The 20085-nt window shown below is 41.1% G+C and carries 15 protein-coding genes; 2 read left to right on the top strand and 13 right to left on the bottom strand.

From position 1 onward, the window contains the following. The first annotated feature begins 25 nt into the window (after positions 1 to 25). Entirely contained in the window at positions 26 to 859 is an 834-nt protein-coding gene (locus EC846_RS08420) for an EamA family transporter (protein WP_123774866.1), read from the top strand. A gap of 51 nt (positions 860 to 910) precedes the next feature. On the opposite strand, the gene EC846_RS08415 is transcribed toward EC846_RS08420, so the two are convergent. The 11 genes from EC846_RS08415 to EC846_RS08365 all read right to left on the bottom strand — a co-directional run bounded on the left by EC846_RS08415 (position 911) and on the right by EC846_RS08365 (position 15866). Continuing rightward, on the bottom strand, positions 911 to 2095 hold the full coding sequence (locus EC846_RS08415; protein WP_047428310.1) for a porin: 1185 nt from the start codon (positions 2093 to 2095) through the stop codon (positions 911 to 913). A gap of 188 nt (positions 2096 to 2283) precedes the next feature. Beyond that, on the bottom strand, positions 2284 to 3231 hold the full coding sequence (locus EC846_RS08410; RefSeq protein WP_123774865.1) for an RDD family protein: 948 nt from the start codon (positions 3229 to 3231) through the stop codon (positions 2284 to 2286). Between the two features lie 94 nt (positions 3232 to 3325). Then, on the bottom strand, positions 3326 to 3790 hold the full coding sequence (locus EC846_RS08405) for a hypothetical protein (protein WP_123774864.1): 465 nt from the start codon (positions 3788 to 3790) through the stop codon (positions 3326 to 3328). Positions 3791 to 3980: 190 nt separating this feature from the next. Next, positions 3981 to 4265, bottom strand: coding sequence for a hypothetical protein (locus tag EC846_RS18470; RefSeq protein WP_228200672.1), 285 nt, complete (start codon positions 4263 to 4265; stop codon positions 3981 to 3983). Between the two features lie 91 nt (positions 4266 to 4356). Further along, complete coding sequence (locus tag EC846_RS08395) at positions 4357 to 4812, bottom strand: hypothetical protein (protein WP_171410003.1); 456 nt, start codon at positions 4810 to 4812, stop codon at positions 4357 to 4359. 36 nt (positions 4813 to 4848) lie between these two features. Continuing rightward, on the bottom strand, positions 4849 to 5301 hold the full coding sequence (locus EC846_RS08390) for a hypothetical protein (RefSeq protein ID WP_123774862.1): 453 nt from the start codon (positions 5299 to 5301) through the stop codon (positions 4849 to 4851). A gap of 10 nt (positions 5302 to 5311) precedes the next feature. Next, positions 5312 to 10105 (bottom strand): RHS repeat-associated core domain-containing protein, encoded by a 4794-nt coding sequence (locus EC846_RS08385; protein WP_123774861.1) that lies wholly within the window; start codon positions 10103 to 10105, stop codon positions 5312 to 5314. Between the two features lie 69 nt (positions 10106 to 10174). Further along, on the bottom strand, positions 10175 to 13363 hold the full coding sequence (locus tag EC846_RS08380) for a type VI secretion system Vgr family protein (RefSeq protein WP_123774860.1): 3189 nt from the start codon (positions 13361 to 13363) through the stop codon (positions 10175 to 10177). A 201-nt stretch (positions 13364 to 13564) separates the two neighbouring features. Further along, complete coding sequence (locus EC846_RS08375) at positions 13565 to 14749, bottom strand: cyanate transporter (protein WP_123774859.1); 1185 nt, start codon at positions 14747 to 14749, stop codon at positions 13565 to 13567. A 3-nt stretch (positions 14750 to 14752) separates the two neighbouring features. Continuing rightward, positions 14753 to 15214, bottom strand: a complete 462-nt coding sequence (locus tag EC846_RS08370) for a nucleoside deaminase (protein ID WP_123774858.1) — start codon at positions 15212 to 15214, stop codon at positions 14753 to 14755. A 16-nt stretch (positions 15215 to 15230) separates the two neighbouring features. Continuing rightward, complete coding sequence (locus EC846_RS08365) at positions 15231 to 15866, bottom strand: ankyrin repeat domain-containing protein (protein WP_416332315.1); 636 nt, start codon at positions 15864 to 15866, stop codon at positions 15231 to 15233. A 247-nt stretch (positions 15867 to 16113) separates the two neighbouring features. On the opposite strand from EC846_RS08365, the gene EC846_RS08360 reads away from it, so the two are divergent. Beyond that, on the top strand, positions 16114 to 16974 hold the full coding sequence (locus EC846_RS08360; RefSeq protein WP_123774856.1) for a LysR family transcriptional regulator: 861 nt from the start codon (positions 16114 to 16116) through the stop codon (positions 16972 to 16974). A gap of 90 nt (positions 16975 to 17064) precedes the next feature. Here EC846_RS08360 and EC846_RS08355 read toward each other — a convergent pair whose 3' ends face one another. Beyond that, the gene (locus EC846_RS08355; RefSeq protein ID WP_123774855.1) at positions 17065 to 18258 is read right to left on the bottom strand and encodes a hypothetical protein; all 1194 of its coding nucleotides are present in this window, start codon (positions 18256 to 18258) and stop codon (positions 17065 to 17067) included. A gap of 149 nt (positions 18259 to 18407) precedes the next feature. Next, positions 18408 to 20048, bottom strand: coding sequence for a thiamine pyrophosphate-binding protein (locus EC846_RS08350; RefSeq protein ID WP_123774854.1), 1641 nt, complete (start codon positions 20046 to 20048; stop codon positions 18408 to 18410). Between the last annotated feature and the right edge of the window lie 37 nt (positions 20049 to 20085).

The following is a 20085-nucleotide window of genomic DNA, read 5'->3' as shown; positions in this document are numbered from 1 at the left end:
GAGATCATGAATCAGCAGGCAGCCTATGAGCACGGCAATATTTGTCCTTATTTTAATTGCAGCAGCATGCCACGCCACCTGGAATGCCATTGTAAAGGCAGGGACAAATAAGTTTTTAACCACGGTACTGGTCACTGCCTCAGCAGCAGTTTTAGCCGCGATCCTGTTACCCTTTTTTCCAATACCACACAGTGATAGCTGGCCTTATATTCTGGCTTCAACGGCAATACAAATTCTGTATTTTGGACTGGTTGCCAAAATCTATCGTGTCGCAGATATGGGTCTGACCTATCCCCTCATGCGCGGTACGGCACCCCTCATTGTGGCAATTTTCGGTACGTTTTTGCTACATGAGCAACTGGAATTTAATGCGTGGATTGGCATTATTACCATCTCCATCGGTATCTTATCCATGATCTTGGCTGCTCCTAAAACGGGACGTAAAGGCATCGGGCTGGCCTTGCTGAATGCAGTGCTGATCGCAGGTTATACTTTGCTCGATGGTCATGGGATCCGCCTGTCTGGCTCACCGATTTCCTATATCTTATGGAGCTTTGTTCTGTCAGGCCTGATTTTTTTGATGTTCGCCTTGAGAATGCAATATCGACAGATGGGTGCATATTTCCGCCTGAATTGGCATTTAGGCTTAATCGGTGGCATTGGTTCATTTTTTTCTTATGGCTTAGCACTGTGGGCAATGACCTTTGCACCCGTTGCCGTTGTCGCCGCATTGCGTGAAACCTCAATTTTATTTGCCACACTAATCTCGATTTTTATTCTGAAAGAACGCATCAATGCAGTACGAATTATGTCCTCATGTCTCATTTTAATTGGCGCTTTGATCCTAAGAATCGCCTAAATAAAAAAGCCAGTCCATGACGAATAGACTGGCTTATTTTCGATATCGAATTTAGAAATAATAACCCAGCGATAAATAGAACAATTTATTCCATTGATTGCTGTCACCTTGAGCAAGGCCATCTGCACCACTGCCCGTCATCGGGTCATTGCGACTCCAGATATATTCGCCCTGTATGCCAATTTTTTTATAGTTAAAATACAGACCTGCGATTAAGCGATCCGAATCTTGATAGCCCGATTCATCTTTATAAAAACGGCTATAAGATACGTAAGGTTTAATATTTTCTAACTGATGGAATGGCTTGGCAAAGGTGTAATTAATTTCATTGGCCATATATTTGCCTTTATTGGCCACCTGATAGGGATAATCAAATGCCCCAATCGTCGAACTTTTCGGTAAAAGATCATCTGCATTTTTAACGTCCTGCTCGCCTGCCAAGAACAACCATTGCCATGCCTGATAATTGGTGGTGCTAAAGACACTCCAGGTACTACGATGTCCATCTCGATTGGTGCGATTATTTTCCAGTTCCGAATACCAGTAAGAGCCGCCAATTTCCGTCGAGAAATTCTGCGATTGATCGATATCAAATTTTCTAGATAAGCGCGTCACCCACATATTCTTTTCATCAATATCGGTGCCTTGAGTCAAATCATCAGCTCGAACAAAGTTACCACTATAACGACTGGAATCCTTGGATGTTCCTTTATAATTTCCACCATCTGTTGGATAAAAACCGAGAATGAAATTATATAAGTTGTCCTTAAACTGGTACTTCACTCCAAGGTTTTGAATATCTTCCAGTCCAACGGTATTGAGCAAAGTTTCATAATAGCTATTGCCCCACAGTCGTCCAAAGCCAAAATCAACCGATTGCAAACCGACTGTCACGCGTTGCTGATCTGAAAATTTATAGCCTGCCCAAGCATCTTTTAGAAATAAAGCATCACATAAGCGATCATACTGATAGCAACGCAAATCCATTGAGGCAATCCAATTTGGATTTTCATAACTCAATACCGCTTTGATATCCGCTAGTCGCCAGTCATCGTTCTTGGAACCTTCATTGGCCTCAACAACATAATCTTTATGAATATAACGGGTACGGATTGCACCTGTAAGTTTCAGTTCACCAGATTGTGTTTTCGGGTCACCGATACTTAAATCGGCTGCCAAGACAGGCATATTTGCCAAGACACCCATTGAACCTAAGAGAAGCAGTGCTTTTTTCATTGTTGTACGTCCTTGTTTAACCTTATATGAAAATGAAGAAATTCATGCTCACAAACAATGGTTAAACTATAAAGTCGGTCTTTACGGAGTGTGTTTAATGATGAATCATTCATAAAGCTTTTGAAGCTACTTGCATCCCAATTAAATCGTTTGATTAATGGAACACATAGCTTCAGCTTTTTCATGGTTTAAAAATTTACGGTAGAAATCTCTTCTACAACCTTTAATCCTTGCTGCGTTTTTTTAACTGAATACATGTTCAAATTAATGGATGAAGCTAGACCAAATTGAAACCGTGTACTTAAAAGTAATGAAATTTTATTGTCTTCATTTATCAACTGCGGCTTAAATCTTTGTAGGTTGTCTACGAACTCTTGTGCGAAAAATGAATTATTCAGTTTTGACAAATCATTGATCTGAACATCAAACAAAATGAATTGAGTCTCTGATTCATCTTCAATTTCTGAAATTTGTTTTACATGAATAATTTCAGGTTGAATGTGTTTAAACTGTTTAATTTCAACAAAATCTTCCCGATCAAATACATTGAAAGAAGATGCCCCAATTCCTAAACACACCAGAGTGATGAGCGATGCAAAAATTGTATGCTTAGGCCACATCTCAGGGACGGGCTGTTCTTGATCATTTTTTTGTAAGTTAACAACCATTGAACCCGCAATAAAATCATGGACAGAACGACGATTGCGACGGTTAAAGATATAAAAATAAACAATCAGGATTTGTAAGCAGACCAGTAATAAGTTGAATACTTCAGACAAAAATAAAATAGGAAAATAGTCACTTAATGACATCAAGCATGATGGAGCAAATAAGATGGCTGAACGCAGCAATGATGGAATGACAGCAAGATCATCTCCATGTTTGTCTGCCACTTTAATTTTTAAAAGCTGCTTTCCGAAAGTTTGCCCAGAATTTAAATGACTATTTAATAAGCCAAAATATAAAATAACGAAAAAATAGCCAAGCAAGATAGATATAATTGGAAATTGATACAAAACGTTAGAGAGAAGCTGAGTCACACTCCAACAGAAACCACCTACCAGTAATAAATCAATAAGAAAAGCGAATGATCGACGCCAGAAACCAGCGATATAAGAAGATTTTACAGAAGACAAAACTTACCCTTTATAATTAATCAAAAATCAACATCTATACTTTAATTACTTAAACAGTAATTTAGGATTATATAATGAATCATAATAAAATACATTAATGAAGCATCTCACCCAAGGCTTTTATATTCAACCATTCTTCATCAGTATATTTCATCTTATCCAATAACTTTTGGTCAGTCATTTTTAGCTTATATTGCTTGTAAATATTGACATTATTTTTCGTTAAAAATTCAATATACTCACCACCATTTTCATTGCGATGGAATTCAGCAAAAAATAAAGTTATATAAAAATCTTGTTTTTGAGTTTCATTCAAATCTGCCAGTAACACATCTATATGATTATAAAACTCAGTATAAGTTAGGTTTCCACAAAAAGTTTTATTCTCTATACGATTGATCGCCTGCTGTACCTTTAGATCATGGCTTAGTTCAATCACTCTCTTATTAAAATTATGGATACATGTTTTTTGCTCAAGTAAAGAGCAACTCAAAAGAGGTACTACTATTAAAGAAATGAGTGATTTGTTAAAGTGGTTTGTCATTTCCTTCATAGCCATAAATAACTTATAAAATAAATTAAAAAAAATTCTATCATATTTAACTTTTACTTCTCACATAACATTCGTTTAAAGTACTATTAGCAGTATGTCTAAGAAAAATATTCCAATCCTTCTTAAGTTGTCTATCAATATTTTCCTGACCTAGTTCATTATTACTAAAAAGAACTTGTGGAGGAATTATTTCTAATTAGCGAGAACTTTGGCAAAATATATAGCCTTCATTAACTTTTGATCTAAAAAACCAACCTTTTTCAGGTAATATCTGATCTTTGTAGGAGATAAACTGTTCCATACTTAAATTTCTAGCACTAATTTTATAAACTACATCATTTGAAGAAAATGATTGATAACTTCTCTCGCTTTCTAGCTTATCTCCAAAAATATCTTTAGCCTCCCTTTTCAACTCTATATTAATTGGATGATTACTCCTTCCGATCTCTAGATTTTCATCTTCTGCACAGGAAGTTAACAATATGAGAATTAAAAAATATTTATATATTTTTTAATTATATACAAATACACATTCTGTCCAAAAAAATAAAATACAATTTAAAATATAGAAATTATTTCTTGTAGTCATAACAAACATATCGTTCAGTATTATTTGGCGACATAAATATAACATGCCAAAAATCATCCAACTGCATACCAGCAGAACCTTTAACTAAAACTTCATTTTTAGAAACAATTCTAGGTGATATTATCTCTAATTGTCTTTCCTCATCACAAAAAATATAACTTTCATTATACTTTTTAAAGAAAAACCATCCCATTTTTTTTAAATCTTTACTCTCTTCTTTCATAAAAACATTAATATCAAATTTATCTGCTTTAATTTTATATGCTACAGTGTTATCAGTATATGAAGAATAAGCACTTAAGTCTTCAACAGTACCATTAAATAAAACTTCTGCCTCATCAACAAATCTTTGATTAACCTGATCTAAATAAGGCTTTTTTACTGTTTCATTATCACATCCGACTAACAGAAATGAGAGGATTAAAATAGTTTTTTTCACACAAACCAAATCAAAGTAAAAAAACATACAAAATAATCACTTACTATAATACTCCATACAATTATTAATGCCTAGTTTATTGTAATAAAGTGCAAAATACCAATAATCTTTGCTTTTAAAATTAACTTCTTCACCATCTCGTGTATAATGCTTATCATAAATCGGATTCAATATATCCACCGAGTAATAACTAGTTTTACAAAAATTATAATAACTATTATAAGAGTCTACCAAATCCCACTTCCTCTTTAGCAGATCATTTTTTACACCCTCATAATCTTTGCTAGAAAAATCTTGTTTTTTTATTTTCACTACTAAAAGTTGAGTTGAGCTCTTTTCTCTGTCAGTATCATATTCATATTTATATCCCTTAAATATTTCATTAGAAAGTTCTTTTAAGTCAATTTTCTCAGGTACATCATTCTCACTTACAGAATTACAGCTTATAATAAGACAAGAGAGAAATATATAATATAATGCTTTTTCCATTCTATAACCTTTAATCTTGTGTACGAACTAAAGTCGGTTTACTATCACTTACGCTTATATCAACTCCTGGCGTACCAATACCGACTTCCACACCTACAGGGCCATTCCGATCAAAAAAGGATCCCGCAGGAGTTGTTACTCCAAATCTAGCTCCCCACCAACCAACACTTTGGGTAACTCCCATACCAGTTAAAAACTCATCTGTGGCTTTGGAGTTTGTTAAGCCTGATGGCTTGTTAAGGATATAACCAGCCATACAGCTTCCACTAAACATTTTCTTCAGTTTATTTAAGTTTGCAGCACCAACTTTAAAACTATTATCTATACTTTTTTTAGCAATATCACCAACTGTTTTAGCATGATCTTTTGCATCTTTCATACCAGTTAATGAGATTCCGCCAGCATTATAGACATTACCATTATGCAAATTATAAATTTTAGAACCTCCTAATACTGAAAAACCGCCTGAGCATATAACATAATCAAAAAGTGGCTCTACGGCTATTTCACATTGCTTTCCTGTTTTTAGCCAACAATCGTAATTCCGTTGACCTTGATATGCTATACCCGACTGGGCACTAGCAGGAATACCAAACATTTCACCATAATTAAAACTATTCAACCCTTCTGGATCAATCCATTGATTCGGATTATTTACATAAGCGGAGGTATTCATACCGCCCTCAAGTCCTATCGGATCTTTACTCAGATACCTTGCACTATACGGCTCATAATAACGATAACGGTTATAATGCAGTCCTGTTTCATTATCGTAATACTGACCTTGGAATCTCAGATTACTCTGCTCAAATGGATTGTCCTTATTGAGCATTTGAATCTCGAGTGCAGTCCCCCACGTATCCTGAGTAATTTCCCAGACACACTCACCTGCAGCATTGCTGAGTGTTTGCGGTGTTCCGACCTGATCACAATGATAAAAAGCGGTTTGCTCTAAACCCACACGATTTTTACGTGTATCTGTACTCCAGATCGGATCTTTATAAACCGAATAAGGTTTGTTGAGGTATTCGCTATAATCAGGTGTTTCAATTAGTTGAATAAAACCTTGATACCCTGCCTGCATTAACGGTACAAAGCTGTCAGGCTCATAAACATAATGTTTGGTATAACTTTTCTCAGGATGGCTCGAATTTTGGCTTGATTCCCAAATCATCAAATCACCATCCCAGCCAAATAAAGTGAGATCTTGGTTTGATGATTTCTTATATAAACGACGTCCAAAGACATCATAACCATACTGAGTCACTTGCCCATTCAAGTTACTTTGGATCAAACGGTTATGATTGTCCCACGTCAGCTTTAAAGTTTTACCATTTTGAGTGGTTTCAATTACATTGCCTTGCACATCATATTGATAATGCTTGCCTTGATACTGTTTGATTAAATTGTTTTTGGCATGTGTTGTCTGGTTCATTGGATCAACCAGATTCCCCGCTGGATCAAACTTGAAACTTTCGTTTTTATGCTGGCTCTGGGTTGAAATCAAACGGCCAATCGGATCATATTGATAATTGAGTTGTCCTAAACGGCTATCTTCGACTTGGGTGAGCAAATAGTTTTTATCATATTGATAATGTCTATGCGCTTGATAACGGAGTCGATCTGAGGTTTCTTGCTCAGGCTCAATCTGTTGAGAAATTAATAACCCCACATCATTATAATGCTTGGTTTGCATCAAACCATTTGCCAGAAAACGTACCGTTTCACGATGTAAATCATCTCGCTGAAAAGAAACAATATCCTGTTGGTTAAACGCAATTCCATAGATATGCCCTGAACCATAGCTTAGATTTGTCTGTTCCTGTCCATCCGGACGAATGGTTTTAACCAGATTACCTAATTCATCATATTCATAACGCAGTACAGCCGTTAGATTCAACATCTTATAATGCTGATGTTCACGCACCAATTGCCCAAGCTGGTTACGATACATTTGAACTTGGCTCTCAGCATTACTGGCCGAGCTTAATTGTTGATTTAAATTATATTCAAAATGCTCTGTCTGGCTTTGGTGGGTATGCAGGTTGGTATAAGTTTTTGAAGCTATCTGTCCGTCGTCATAATAGCTAAATTCAGTCAAAATATTAGGTTGGCGAATCTGGAATAACAAACCATTTTCACTGTAGCTATAATGCTTTTCTTCTCCATCAAATGCTTGTTCGCGAACTAACTGACCAAACTTGTTATAGCCAAACTGATATTCAGCCTGATTCTGGTTAATGAGCTTTTGGATACGCCCTTGTTTATCCCATGCATAACCAACACGGTGCTGATTGGCATCAATCCGATGCTCGAGCAAACCGACATTATTGTATTGATATTGAGTAATTAGGCCATTGGTATCCGTGTGTTTAAGCAAGCGACCTTCTTCATCATGTTCAAACAGCTCTTTTAATCCATCTGGGTAAACAATCGCTTGAAGCTGGCCCTTATCTTTGCCGTGCATGCTATACAGATATTGAACTTTCTGCTCATTCGCTGCTTGCTGGGCACTTAGGTCACCTTCTTCATCATATTCCCATGTACTACTTTTGCCTGAACAATCAGTATAAGACAGCATTTGTCCTTGATCATTGTACTGGATTTTTTTGATACCACCTTTAGCATCAATCACTTCTACAACTTGATTACTGCTGTTGTATTTATATTGGGTAACATGACCTAAAGGATTAATCTCTTTGCTGACGTTGCCCTGTGCATCATATTCACGTTTCCAGATATTTCCTTCTGGATCTTTGGTTTCAGTTAAATTTCCTTGTTCATCATAAGCAAAGCGAATCACACCACCATTAGGCTGTACAATTTTCGCCAGTTGACCCTGATCATTATATTCTTGTTGAGTTTCTCGACCTTCAAAATCAATTTGTCGGGTGATGCGTTTTTCACCGTCACGAGAATACCAAGACTCTCGACCATCGGCTAAGCGGGTACGATAAGTAAAGCCATCCAGATCGAAATAATAGTAGGTTGGCACATCATAAGCATCGTAAACTGCAACTTGACGTAAACGCGGATGCCATTTGAGTTTGGTATGAAAGCTGCCATCATCTGCCCATTCTTCAATGGCTTTGGCATTTGGCAACGTCGATTCATAACGAATATTTTGTCCACGACCTGTACGATCGGTATAGCGCGTTAATTGGTGCGCCTGATTATATTCGTATTGACGTGCATGCCCATTTTGATCAAAAGCTGTAATCAAATTACCTTGAGCATCATAATCATAGCGTGCCCACGGCTCAATCTGCTCATCCACAAATACAGCTATAATCTTAACTTGCTCATTAAAAGCAAATTTTAGTTGATGCTGTGCCTGTTCAAACTGGAAATCAATTGCTTGTAAATATGCAATACCATCAGATAAAAGATAGCTTAGGCTAATTTTTTCATTGGTATCTTCATTAAATTGTTGAACTAAATGATAAGGCTGACCAAGATTAAATTGGTGGAAATGAAAGTTCCAGTCACCACCAAAATTTAATAGCAAATCACCATTTTCAATTGGGTAAACCGTCATTCCTTCATAAGGTACAGTATAAGCTTGCTGCAAAATCGTAGATGGCAATGCATGTTTACGACCTTTAGCATCAATAAAGATATAGCCTTGTTCTTTTGGTAGGATCACATTGGAAAATGGCATCATCCAACGCGCACCCATCATCCCCTGATCAAACTCATCCATTTGTGAGTTATATTGGCGACTAAATACAAAACCCACTTTCGGTAAATAGAAATCGGCGTGCTGAACCCGCTCTGCACCAATCGAATAACTGATACTTTGGCCCGTTTCTGTGCCTTTACCTTCACAAGGGGGTGCATTTAATGCATTGGCCTGCAAACTAACGAATTCTAAAGTATCCCCTTTGGTATGACGCTCATATTCTCCCGTCTGGTTAATCGGCACACTAGCATTGCCTTTATTTTGTAGCGCTTTAATTGCCTTCAACGTCTCTTGTAATAACCAAGCCAGACTATATTTCTGCCCTGCATTTGCCTGTTGTTGTAAAGTCTGACTTAAGGTCGTCATGGCTTGCGCTGCTTCTTGTTGTAAGCGCGTTTTAATCGTTGGTTGAATCTTCGGCGTTAAATCGGCCTGACTTGGTTTGCCCATTAAATCAATGAGTGGCACAGCCCAATTACTGAATTTAAGTTTTGGATCTCTTTTCTCTGCTGTTGCACCTACCGATGTGGCAGTCATACTCGTACTTACCGCTGTAGCAGGCACGGATAGGCTCTTTAAAATGCTGCTTCCTAAAGTTGTCGCCTGTGAGAGTAAAGTCGTTAATTTGGCTTGTGTTTCTTGTAAGAATTTTTCTAAATCGCCTGCCACCATTGCATTCAGATGTAAGCCCAAGCGCTTAATATCGGCTTCTTGGATCTTTCCATTTTCAGGATATAAGCATTGAGACATTAAACCGAACATCGGACGTAAAGCCATTCGTGCATGTGCTTCACTACTTGGCTCTGCAAATAATCCAATTAAATTTGCAGCTAGCAAAGCACCCTGTTGTACACCTGCATCCTCGGTTTTACTCTCTGTCGCGTAAAGAACCAGATCGAGTACACTGCCTGTTAAGGCAAAAATATTGGCTACCGTCGGAACATTGGCATTACCCTGTAGCTGCTCTAAACTGGTATTACCACATACCTGTAAATAAAGCTGGATCTGATGGGCAATCATCTGCAAATCAGTCACAGTGTTTACGCTGTCCAAATTAAAAACAGCAAGTTCTACCTTCGACGCTTTTTTATCTGTTGTCTGTTGTGTATTTTCTGTAGCCATTAAACTTAAACCTTAATTCATTTCAATACGTCTATTTTTTAAATCGTTACGCGTTAATTAAATTTGATCCTAACCATTGTTCTTGCCATGAAAACGGTCAACGATGCCTTGCTGAAGTATGGCGTCCACTTTGGTTGCTTGCATTAATTTGCTAGAAGCCTGATCTTTTACAAAATCCATGCCCTGCGCCTTAAGCATATCAACAGACTGACTCGGATTTTTGGCAATTTGCGCAAGACTTTTTATTTGATCTGGCGAAATATTGAGATTTAACTGTTTTGAAACAGCACTTAAAGCAGTATTGCTGACTTGGTCCTTAATTTGCCCAACTGTCTGATCAACCAAGCCGTTCAAAGTATTTTTTCCAATGTTTTTAAGACTATTTTTATCCATTGAAAGTAAACCACTGGTCAACTGCTGTTTCAAATTCTGTCCCAAGGCACTGCTTAATGAAGCTGCAACTTTCTCCACAGGTTCAGCCCACTTATAATCACGTTTAAAGTCACTACTTTGTGCCCATGCACTGGTTTCATCTTTCTCAAAAATAACTTTAGCAGCACCAGGTGCGATGCCTGTGACTTGAGCAAAGCCATTTCCATCGAGCTTGCCAGTAATTTGCTTACCTAATGAATCAATGACTTTATAACTATTCTGTTTAAAGAAATTATTACCGCCATAGCTTCTTAATAGCTGTAATGCGCCTTTCAATGATTTAGCTTGAGGTAACTGTGGTGCATTGCTGCTTGCACTTGCGCCAGAGGCCAACAAATGCTGCCCAGCCTTCGCTTCAAATTTCCCACTGGTCACAGGGAAAATACCTGAGCCATTCAGCTTGATCTGAGAACCACCCGCGGTAATCACAATCTCTTTAGGACTGCTAATCTCAATTCTGTCTTCCGTAGAAATAATTTTTATTCCTGCTTTCGCCAATAGTTCTAAACCATCGCCTTGAGCCTGAACCTCAAACTTACCTTTGGCAGCGACCTGTTTAATCCCATTTTTTGCAGCAAACAGGCTGATTCGGTTTTGCGCATGCGTAATCAGATTCTTCTGTGTACTCAAGTTAATACTGTCGCCCGCAAATTGATTGATCTGCCCATCTGCGGATAAATGAATATCTTCATTGGTGCTTAAGCCAATGCCAGCGGGTGAATTAAGTAATAACAGTGATTTTTTAAATTGGGCGATTTTTTCTTGAATCTGCTCCGCAAATTCTTTGAGCTGATCAAGCGATTCAATCTCATCGGTCTGCTGGTTCTTAGCCACTTCACTTAAGGCTTTGGCATTGCTCTGGTTGCCTTCAAGCTGTTGCTTCGCAGGTTGGGCATCAAGGTGTTCACCTTTGGCTTGATCCTGCTTGTGCGTGGAAAGCAGTAAGCCATCGCCTGCACGGACTGCACCCCATTGATCGGTACGTAGTTCAAACCCTTCACCACGGTCTTCACTTTCAGCCTTGTCTTTAGGATGGCTCAGTTTACCGAGATTGAGTTGGCTGGCAGCATGGCTGCTTTGTAGTTGGGCACTAATTTGTCCTGTGGTGTCATCAAAGCGTAACTGGTTAAAGCCTTCGCCTTGGTATTCTTTGGACTTGATCCCTGCCAGTTTCTTGGTGTCTGGCAGCTTGCCTGCATTGTCGAACTTGGTTGGGCTGCGTTGTGCTTCGTGAATACGACCCACCACAAACGGACGGTCAATATTGCCATCAAAGAAGTCGATCACCACGATTTCATTAATACGTGGTAGGAAGCGGGCTCCATAGCCTTCGCCTGCCCAAGGCGTCAAAACATCGACCCAAGCTGAATCGGTGTCATTGTCATTGGCACCTGCACCACCATCATGGCTGTGGTCTTCATTGCGGGTAAACAGGAAGCGGACTTTAATGCGTCCCCATTCATCGACATGAATTTCTTCGCCACTTGGGCCAACCACTTTGGCGCGTTGTGGAGAGGCTGCTGGTCGGTATTGTAATGGGTTGTATTCAGGTACAATTTTGATGCTGCGGCGTTGCAGGATCAACTGATTGGCTTGGCGCTCGTCATTCTCTTTGCTTTGCCAGTTACTTTGCGTTAGTAACTGTTTGATCTGCTGCTGTAGATCTTTGGGTAAGTTGTTCTGGTTATAGAACTGTTTGCCTGTGATCAGGAATTCTTTGTCTGCGCCACTGTGCTGGTCAATTTCAGGGTGCTCTGCCAGTTCAAACCAGTAACCGACATGGGTGTCACGGACGGTGCTCTTCGCCACGAACTGTTTTGATTGCAGGTCATAGTATTGTCCGAGATTCTGATTGAGCTTTTCAATTTGTGCATTGCCAGATTGGGTTGCGCCATCCTCACCATTGAGGTCTTGCATCCACGCTGGTGAAAAATGCCATGCCTGTTCTAAACCAAGGCTGGCATTGTCATGTTGTTCGCTATGTTTGTGGGTACTCTGTACACTACCTGCACCTTCTTCCTGTTCCAGTGCATCGGCTTGCCAGCGTTGTACATGCACCGCACTCGGTTGCAAGCTACGCTGTCCGACCAGACTGGTCATGCTGTCGTATTGTTCAGTGGCACTGCTGCGATGGTAGCGAATGTGGCGACGGTCTAAAGCTTGGTACTGGCTATTGTCATCAATTAAACGAAGTTTCTGGGCCTGAATCTGTTCACTGGCACTAGCGACTTTTAGCTTTGATTCATCAACCAGCCAGTTAATCCCTTCACTGCGCATCAGACGGGTTAGAAAGTCATAGTCACTTTCATTGGATTGCATGATAAAGGGACGGACGTCATAGTCTTGACTGAGTCCACTTAAATCAAGCGTTAAGCTCGAGGCAAATAAGGGACTTTTTTGTTGCCATTCTTTAAAGACAATTTCCACCACATCACGCACGCTTTTATTCATAAACACGCGGCTGTTACGGCGTTGTTTCCACAGTGCGGTTGGGTCTTCGAGTGTCAGTTTATAGAGGGTTAAGCTACCGTCAGACTGGCCTTGTAAGGCTTGAGTGATAATCCCCGTGACACGGCTCAGTTGGCCCTGATCAGTAACAGTGTCAATTGCGGCTTGGCTGCCAATAAATTGTTTGAGTGGAATGGTGGCATTGGTCGACAGGCAGATCAGTTCTACCTTAAAGCCAGCGTTTAATTCATGCTGGCCATCAATACGTTGCAGGAAGACTTGAGAATTTAAATTTTGATTCGAAAACTGAATATGGATCGCACGTTTCTGTGCTGTGAGGCCTAAACTTTCCAGAGCCTTAAAAATATTGTTCAACATTTTTTATAGAACATTTCATTAAATTTGCCATATTTTACTCAAAAAAACGATTTAATGTCTATACAGTTCTGTCTATAGATGACAATAAATGTCACATTCTATTTATTTTTTTAAACTTCCCTGTTAACTACGCGACACGTCCTTATTAAAAATAAGTTAAAAAATAAACACCTTGTTTTTCTTTAACTTAGCTTCTTTTATTTATTTTACCAAGCGAATGGCTTTTGCATAATGTGTTGGGTTGAGCCTGATCACCAGTATGCTCACCACCACTACCATCGCCAAATGCCAGATCCAGCCGAGTGTATAGCCTCCCGTAAAACCGTGAAATACGGCAAGTAGCCACGGCGCAATGGCTGCAAGTAAGAAACCACCACCTTGCATCAAGGCAGAAAGCTGACCTGCATGTGCGGGATCAGCCAGATGATCGAGCACCACAATCATCAGTAAAGCAAAACTACCACCCAAGCCTGCCCCTAAAACCACGACCCATAGATAAGGCAGATATTCAGGGATAAAAGCCAAGCCCGCAAATCCAAGCAGTTGCATGAGCAAAGTTAAACCAATCCATATCCGCCGGTCTTTATTGGTTCGAGATAAATAAGGCAATAGCAATGCTGCCGCAGCTTGACTGAGTGTCAGTAGCGCCATTAAATTACCGCTTGCTGTTGCACTCCAGCCTCGCTCCTGATAGGCCGGTGCCAGCCATGCCACGATTGAGCTGTAGCCACCATTGATCAGCCCAAAGCAAAAAATTAATAACCATGTCCGTGGCTGTTTCATAAACACGCCAACCGATGGAAGTTTGTATTGAGATTTTGCAGGTCGAGCTAAAAAACAACTGGCAAGCAGCAATGCGGCAATTGCGGGTAAAGTGAAAATAGATAGACCAATTTTCCAGTCCCCACTCATGCTAGTGACCATTGGCGCAATTAAAGCACCCAAAGCCCCGCCGCCCATCAACATGGCCGAATACAGCCCCATCATCGGCCCCAGATGATCCGCAAATTCTCTTTTGATCATACTTGGAAAGCAGGCCTGTACAATCGCCACACCCAAGCCAATAATGGCAGCAGTCAAAATCAAGAATCCACCATTCGGCACAATAAAACGTAATGCACATCCCAGACAGATAATCGCTAAAGCCGTCAGAATGGCCTTACGCTCACCCAGCGCACTTTGTATGGAAGGCCCAACAAAGGCAATGATTCCCATCAACAGCATAGGAACCAAAGTGAGTAAGGCAATCCCTTGCAAACTCAGGCCCGTCCCTGTTCGTATCGGATTCGCAACTGGCCCAATGCTGGTCATAAAAGGGCGTAAATTTAGCCCGACCAATGCCACAGTTGCGATCAGCATCGGACGATGATTAAAGGAGGTCATCATAATTTAGGCCAATGATTTCCAGTAGGCATACAAATCTGGTTTTTGCTCCAGCCGTACAGGGACATAGCGAATCTGCATCGCTTGCTCTGCAAAAGGCTTGGCAAGATCGGCATAAATTGCGGCGGTTGATAGGCCAAAGGGTTCACCTGCTTCATTTGAATAGGCGTAAGTCACGGCCTGTATACCCGCCATACGCATCGCAGCCATACACATCGGACATGGATGGCCACTAGCAAATACAGTGCATCCTTCTAAATTGGCTGAGTTGAGCTGTTTACTGGCAGCACGGATGGCCTGTAATTCTGCATGTGCGGTGGGATCATTGGTGCTGAGAATCTGGTTGACGCCAGAAGCAATCACTTGCCCATCCTTGACAATCACAGCCCCGAATGGACGTCCACCTGCCTCACTATTTTGATAAGCCAGATCAATGGCCTGCCGAAGAAAATCTGTATCGTTAATCATGTTCATACTCTCAGCCTTATTTTGCACCAGCCGCCAATAATGCATTTTCAATCGTCTTGTAACCGCGTGCCTGAGCATGAACCAATGGCGTTACTCCTTCACGATCAGCCAGATTGACATTGGCACCTGCCTGAATTAGAAGGTTGACGATTTGCTGGTATTGCTTATCACCATTGCCCAACATGATGGCTTCCAACAATGCAGTCCAGCCCAGATTGTTGACATGATCAATCTTTACGCCTGCTGCAATCAGTGTTTTGACCGTTTCGACATGACCCCGCTCACAGGCAGGAATCAATGCTGTACCGCCATATCGATTGGTACTTTTCAGGTCTGCACCATGTTGCAACGTCATTTTCAAAATCTCTAAATGCCCTCTTGCACCCGCATAGAGATAAGGACTGTCCTGAATATTATCTTTGGCATTGACATCGGCTCCAGCCTTGATCAAAGCTTGCGCAGCCTGAACATTGTTGGCTCGTGTCGCAATCATCAATGCGGTTGAGCCCGACGAGTCGCGCGCATCTATTTGGGCAGTTTTAGGTAACAGTTGCTCGATTTGGGCCACATCATTTTGTGCCGCAGCCTGACGTAACGCATCATTGTGCATTGGATCTCCTGAGCTTGCATAACCGCATGCGGATAATGTCATCACCAAAGCAGCAGCGATTAGGGACTTGTTCATCGACTTCCTCCATGCAAATACCGAAAAGACAGCAAGATGCAGACAACGCTTTGAGTTGTAGCAATATCATCCTTGCAATCAATCAACTTGTGACTTGAGCATAACGAGATTCACAACTATTTAAAAATTAAATTATTGAATCAAATGTATTAAGATAATGAATATCCATTTAAGTCTTAAATGGAAAAATAATTCCAAACAATGAGTTATTGCGATGTTTGATCCACGCTTGTTACGCGCCTTTGTCACGATTATTGAAGCTGGCAGTTTTACTTTAGCGGCAGAACGCTTGCACATGACCCAATCGACCGTCAGTCAGCAATTGGCAAGACTGGAACAAACTGTGGGCAAACAATTGATTGATCGAAATGCCCGACCACTGCAACTCACCAGTGCAGGCGAATATCTGATTAGCTATGCTCGACGTATTCTGGCACTTCAGCAAGAGGCACAAAATGTGCTCGGTGATCCGACGGGCACCATCCCGATTCATATCGGCTTACCCGAAGATATTATGAATACCGATATGGCGCTGGCATTAAGTGCATTTAGCAAACAGCATCGGAGTATTCGCCTTGATGTGACCGCAGGACTGAGCCGTGATCTGATGGAAGGCTATCGAAATGGACAATTTGATCTGGTCATTGTCAAGGAAACCCTTGCCAGCGCGGATCATCGTGCGACTTTCCCTGAAGAAATGGCTTGGTTTGAAAGTATTGATCATGACGGAAACTGGTCAGATCCGATTCCACTGGTGACCTTTCCACAAGGTGGGCTATATCGAGAAGACATGTTTGAACGAATCGAACGTGATCGGCGACATTGGTATATTGCCTTTACCAGCAATAGTTTAGCCAGCGTACTGGTCGGCGTCGAAACTGGACTCGGCCTGTCGTTGCTACCTGTTGCAACCACCAAAGGCTATCGGGTACGTGAATATCTTCCATTAGGTAAGGCCAATCCGATGACAGTTTCGATCTATGCTTGGGATAAGGACGGCTTGGTGGCAAAGCTGGTGGAGCAAATGACCGCTGTACTGCAAAGACGTTTTGAAATGTCCAAAACAGAAAATTAAATCGTTAGCGTCAATCAAAAACTCAAATGATCCTTAAAATAAAAAGAACAAACCTTTCGATTTGCTCTTTTAGATAAGATCGGAAATGCTTTAAAAACTAAATCCAATATTTAAATTGATGCGGTAAAGCCATTGGTCACTATACGGCGAAACGGTTGAGGTATAGCCTGTAGCATTGGATGCCCCACCAATAATATTGGAGTTTTTACCCCAAGTGTAATCGGCCCACACCATAAATGGCGAAGCAATAAACATCATCCCTGTGGTATTCATTTGTGAAGCCGACCAATCATCACGCTTCTTGTCCATATAGCTATAGTCATTATAGAAACGGATGGCTTTGAGTTTGCCCATATCCTGCACAGGTAAGGTATAAGCAAGGTTTAAACTGGCAACTGTGGCTTCCGAAGCAATGAAATATGCAGGTGTCAGGCCATTGGTACCCATCAAGGTCATATCATTGCTGACTCCATCAGGATTTTTTGCATCATATTGATAATGAATCACAGAGCTTTGTAAATTAAAGCGTTTGTAATTATTATCGGTATGCAGGCCGACCGCATAATACTGACCATTTTTATCAGTGCTTTTATTATGCAATTGCGCAATCGCACCTGAAACGCCAAACTCTTGCTTACCGAATGCGGTTTCCAGCTTGCGTACAATACGCGTGTTAAATTGATGACGCTTTTCGTTTTGATAGGCTTTCTGATTCGGGAAAGCATTTTCTGAAAGATCATCATAAGTTGCACTTTCAGGCGAATAACGCAGACTGGTCTCCAGCATTTGCGGATAATAGCCGAGTTTTACATCCCAGTCCTTGTTATGAAAATTCCAGTTCAAACCTGGCGCAACGTTATTGCCATAGCCGAGGAAGAATGGAATATGGTAAGTCCAGCCATTCTGCGGATAGGGGTAAATTGCAAAAGGTTTATAGACAAAACCTGCTTCTATACTGTTATTTTCATCTAAGTTATAGCCGACATAGGCTTTCTCGACCGAACGCTTTTCCTGATCTTGAAACAGGTAACTGGCATTAAAATAGGCATCATCAAATTTGCCTTTTAAATCCACCCGAAAAATATCGAAATACAGCTTACCGAATCCACCATTCGGCCCTTCCCAATTTTCATAACGCTGATTGAGTCGTACCACACCGCCGACTTGTACTGAATCCGTACCGTCTTCACTTTTCCATTCCAGGGCTGAGCTTTGTGCAAATACATTTGAACTGCTACCCAAATAAAATGCAGCAAATAGCATGGCTATAGAGGTCTTTTTCATCTCTTGATTCCTTGGTTTTTGTTCCAACGATCCTGTTGGCTAGCTTTTTTGTTTTACCTATAAAACATAGTTTTTATCGCTTTATGGACAAAAAAATTTGCCCATAAAGCGGTCTTCACATCAGCACCGACTGCCAATGCTCAGCGGGATTAGTACAATTTTTTCTGTGGTGGCCCTGCAAAGTTCAATGGTCCAATTGAATGCATGTCCAGTTCAATTACGCTTGGGCCTTTGAAATCAACCGCTTCCTGAATCACGGTCTTGAATTCATCCGCACTGCCCACTTTCCAGCTCTTCACCCCCATTGCTTCGCCTAAGACTTTATAGTCTGGGGTATGCAATTCATTGAAATACTGGCGACCACCGAAGTAGTTATTTTGAATACCGCGCATCACGCCATAACCACCATCATTCATGATCATCAGCACCATATTGGTATTTTCTTGCGCCATGGTTGCGATTTCGCCGATGCCTAACATCAAACCGCCATCACCCACCAAGCCAATCACTTTCTTGTCAGGATTGGCTATCGAAGCACCAATCGCTGTTGCCAGACCTAGACCAATGGCACCTGCTAGAGAATGAATATTCTGGTTTGGTGCCTGCACTGGGAATAAGCGACTGCCCCAAGTGCTACCTGACATCGTAATATCACGTACAAAAATGCCATCTTGCGGTAATGCGGCACGTAGGTGATCACAGATCAAGGCATATTGATCAAGCTGCTTGCGTAAAGCATCAATCGCAGCCTGTTTTGCCTGAACCACTGCGGCATCATAATCTGCGTCGACTTTTGAGATACCTTGCAGGCCCGTCAATACACGTTGCAGCACATCTTTGGCGTCACCACAAATGAAATTACGAACTTTGTAATTACGCTGTTGTGCGACTGGATTGGCATCAATCTGGATAATATTGTCAGGGAATTGCACTGAATAGGTCTTGGTTTCATTACTACGTAAACGTGAACCCACCACTACTAATAGATCAGCATCTTTAAGCAACTGCTCTACGCCAGCCGAGTTATGGAATGCGCCTAAGCTACGCGGATGATCATCGGCCAATACGCCACGCGCATGTGTTGATGACACTACAGGAATACCAAGATCAGCAATAGCTTTGACTTCTGCAACGCTATTCAACGTACCACCACCGATCCAGAACACTGGGCGTTTGGCTTTTTTCAGTTCTTCAACAATTAAGTCGACTTCGACCTGTTCAGCTTGTGGCAATTCAAGGGCTTTTACTGGCCCCAAGTTCAGTGGCAAATCGATTTCTGCTGCTTGCACATCAATCGGTAACTCAACGCTCACTGGCCCCATTGGTACTGTCGTTGCCACACGAATCGCTTCACGGATCACACCCACCGCATTGTCAGGGCTGGTGATTCGAAATGCAGCTTTGCTCGATGCACGTAAAAAAGTCAGCTGATCTTTGGTTTCATGAATAAAACTGGCATCACGATCCAAATATTCACGCTCAACTTGCCCGGTTAAATGCAATACAGGACTGCCTGCATTCATTGCTTCAATCAGTGAACCGACTGCATTACCTGCACCCGCGCCAGTACTGGTAAGCGCCACACCGAGTCCTTTAAAACGAGAGTGACCATCTGCCATCGTGACTGCGCCTGCTTCACCGCGAGCCGCTACAAAACGGATTTTTTCACGGCGACCAACTGCATCGGCAATTGGCAAGTTATGGATCGAGATCACGCCATAAATACTGTCTACTTGATGTGCCTCTAAAACACGGGCGATGGCTTCGCCGACATTTACACGTTCTGTCATTTGTATATTCCTCAAAAACTGTTCATTCCATGAATGT

The organism is Acinetobacter sp. BIGb0102 (genome assembly GCF_003815055.1).
Classification (GTDB): Bacteria; Pseudomonadota; Gammaproteobacteria; order Pseudomonadales; family Moraxellaceae; genus Acinetobacter; species Acinetobacter vivianii.
Note: the sequence above shows the minus strand (reverse complement) of the source record. Positions and strands in the feature narration are given on the sequence as shown.

Bases quoted from the DNA above. Each gene is read 5' to 3' on its own strand.
- EC846_RS08420 (WP_123774866.1), top strand. From the start codon at position 26: ATGAGCACGGCAATATTTGTCCTTATTTTAATTGCAGCAGCATGCCAC.
- EC846_RS08415 (WP_047428310.1), bottom strand. From the start codon at position 2,095: ATGAAAAAAGCACTGCTTCTCTTAGGTTCAATGGGTGTCTTGGCAAAT.
- EC846_RS08405 (WP_123774864.1), bottom strand. From the start codon at position 3,790: ATGGCTATGAAGGAAATGACAAACCACTTTAACAAATCACTCATTTCT.
- EC846_RS08390 (WP_123774862.1), bottom strand. From the start codon at position 5,301: ATGGAAAAAGCATTATATTATATATTTCTCTCTTGTCTTATTATAAGC.
- EC846_RS08385 (WP_123774861.1), bottom strand. From the start codon at position 10,105: ATGGCTACAGAAAATACACAACAGACAACAGATAAAAAAGCGTCGAAG.
- EC846_RS08380 (WP_123774860.1), bottom strand. From the start codon at position 13,363: ATGTTGAACAATATTTTTAAGGCTCTGGAAAGTTTAGGCCTCACAGCA.
- EC846_RS08375 (WP_123774859.1), bottom strand. From the start codon at position 14,749: ATGATGACCTCCTTTAATCATCGTCCGATGCTGATCGCAACTGTGGCA.
- EC846_RS08370 (WP_123774858.1), bottom strand. From the start codon at position 15,214: ATGATTAACGATACAGATTTTCTTCGGCAGGCCATTGATCTGGCTTAT.
- EC846_RS08365 (WP_416332315.1), bottom strand. From the start codon at position 15,866: ATGACATTATCCGCATGCGGTTATGCAAGCTCAGGAGATCCAATGCAC.
- EC846_RS08360 (WP_123774856.1), top strand. From the start codon at position 16,114: ATGTTTGATCCACGCTTGTTACGCGCCTTTGTCACGATTATTGAAGCT.
- EC846_RS08355 (WP_123774855.1), bottom strand. From the start codon at position 18,258: ATGAAAAAGACCTCTATAGCCATGCTATTTGCTGCATTTTATTTGGGT.
- EC846_RS08350 (WP_123774854.1), bottom strand. From the start codon at position 20,048: ATGACAGAACGTGTAAATGTCGGCGAAGCCATCGCCCGTGTTTTAGAG.